2 protein-coding genes are annotated in these 2,059 nt (G+C 30.6%); both read right to left on the bottom strand.

Annotated elements, in window-relative coordinates:
• Positions 1-77: 77 nt before the first annotated feature.
• Positions 78-902 (bottom strand): glycoside hydrolase family 1 protein, encoded by an 825-nt coding sequence (locus EDD63_RS11445; RefSeq protein ID WP_134171445.1) that lies wholly within the window; start codon positions 900-902, stop codon positions 78-80.
• A 104-nt stretch (positions 903-1,006) separates the two neighbouring features.
• A complete protein-coding gene (locus EDD63_RS11440) occupies positions 1,007-1,975 on the bottom strand; it encodes a PTS sugar transporter subunit IIA (protein WP_341768192.1) in 969 nt (322 codons plus the stop codon).
• Positions 1,976-2,059 lie beyond the last annotated feature (84 nt).

Genomic DNA, 2,059 nt, shown 5'->3' with positions numbered 1-2,059 from the left:
CGCCCAAATTTTGTAGTAAAAGTCAATAGAAAAAAAGAGGGGTCAAAATTAATTGACTCCTCTTACAATTCTATTGCTTAACTTAATGACATTAAATCAATTCCACTGTTTTTTATTTTCTCGATTAACTTTTCAGGATATTTACCAAACACAGCTGGATCAAAAATGCTTCTTATATAATACAGTTCAGCATTCTCTATTGCTACTTTAGCTTCATTGGTATCTTCGAGCGATTCAACTGAAGCGGCAGGAGAAACAATCCCAATTTGTCCATCTAAACCTAGTTTCCTATATTCATTAACTACTTTTGCACTCGCTAACATTCCGTAATACATAACTTTTACATAGGTATTGAAATCTAGCTTATGGTTGGGAGGGTAATTCCCAGCTAGATATGAACAATGCGCGTAATACCTCAATTCATTATGTGTTACCCATAGTTTTACCCTATCACCAAACGCGTTAAAGCATACTTTTGCATACTCAACAAAATAGTCAATTAAAGTTGGATTTGCCCATCCTCCGTTTTTTGCAAATTCCAAAGGAAGATCATAATGATGTAATGTAACATTAGGTTCAATCCCATACTTTAAACATGTGTTAATGACTTTGTTATAAAAATCAATTCCTTTTTGATTAATCTCACCATAACCATTTGGCAAAATTCTTGTCCAAGCAATAGAAAATCTAAACGTGTTTTGATTACTTTCTGCTAACAGTTTTATATCTTCTTCAAATCGATGATAAAAATCACTTGCTTCATCCCCAGTTACTTTATTAACATTCAATTCACTATTATGAGAAAAATCATCCCATTGCGTCAATCCACGACCATCTTCATTCCATGCACCTTCGCATTGATAAGCAGCTGTTGCGCTACCCCATAAAAACTTATTTTGCATAATTAACCTCTCTTTAATATACTCAAAGATTAACAACAAAATTATTCCAAAACAAACCAACTATTTCTCACTATAGAGAAAAAGTAAATCAAGTAGAAATCTCTTTAAAAACAATTTAAGAATCCTTCGTAGTCTTTTGCTTTAGACAATCTCTCAAAAATTCTATCTTCCAAAATAGAACTTATTAACCCATCATACATTTTAGAGAAGAGATTCATATCTTTATTGCTAATTGCAATTAAGAAAACAACATATATTTCGCTATTTCCCCAGTTAATACTCCTTTCACTAATTACTACTGAAATTGCGGTTTTCTTGGCATTTAAATCCAATGCATGCGGAATAGAGAATTTATTAAAAAAACATGTTGATGATTTATTTTCTCTTTCAATCACTGAAGTAGCAAACGTTTCAGAAACTATATTTTTATTAAACAAGTCATTTGCCAAATAGTAAATTAAATCATCGCGATTAGAATAGTTAATCGATGTGTAAAATAGATCTGAATCTGTATATTTTTTAATCAACTCTCTCAGACTAAATCTTTCATCTAATTTACGTAGGCTTTCGATACAATTATAAACTTTATCAATATCTTTCTCTGATACAATTGGTGATATTGTACATAGATTTTCTCTTATCGGTACATTCGATACTGTAGATATAAATAATACGTCTGGTTGCGCAGAACACTCCTTGAGTAACTGTGAGAAATCATTTTTGACTTCAATAATATTCAGCATCCCACGAAATTTATTAAGAATTTTATGAACAATAACACGTTCATTATTTTGATATACAGAATTATAAATAATGCACTTTATTTTTTTATCATTATTCATATCATCAATTGAATAACCTATATGAATCGCTACTAAGTTTATTTCAGCTTCACTCATATGTATGCCAAACTCGCATTCAATTAGTTGTGAAAGATACACTGCAACATCATATATAAAAGGGCAATTATCTTTTAGAGAGCTCGAAAAAGGGTTTGGAATTTGGTGCGAAACTGTTGCTCTCTTAATCAAATCGTATACATGTCTGGCAAAAACAAGAAGAAAGTTGTAAATTGTAAAATTAACTTGAAGAAAAAACGGAAAACCAAGTGATAAAAAATCGGAATTGCAATTGATGAATTTTCGGAATTATAACTT

The sequence above is a fragment of the Breznakia blatticola genome (genome assembly GCF_004365815.1).
GTDB lineage: Bacteria > Bacillota_I > Bacilli_A > Erysipelotrichales > Erysipelotrichaceae > Breznakia > Breznakia blatticola.
The sequence above is the reverse complement of the archived record's forward strand: the minus strand, read 5'-3'. Positions and strand labels throughout refer to the sequence as shown.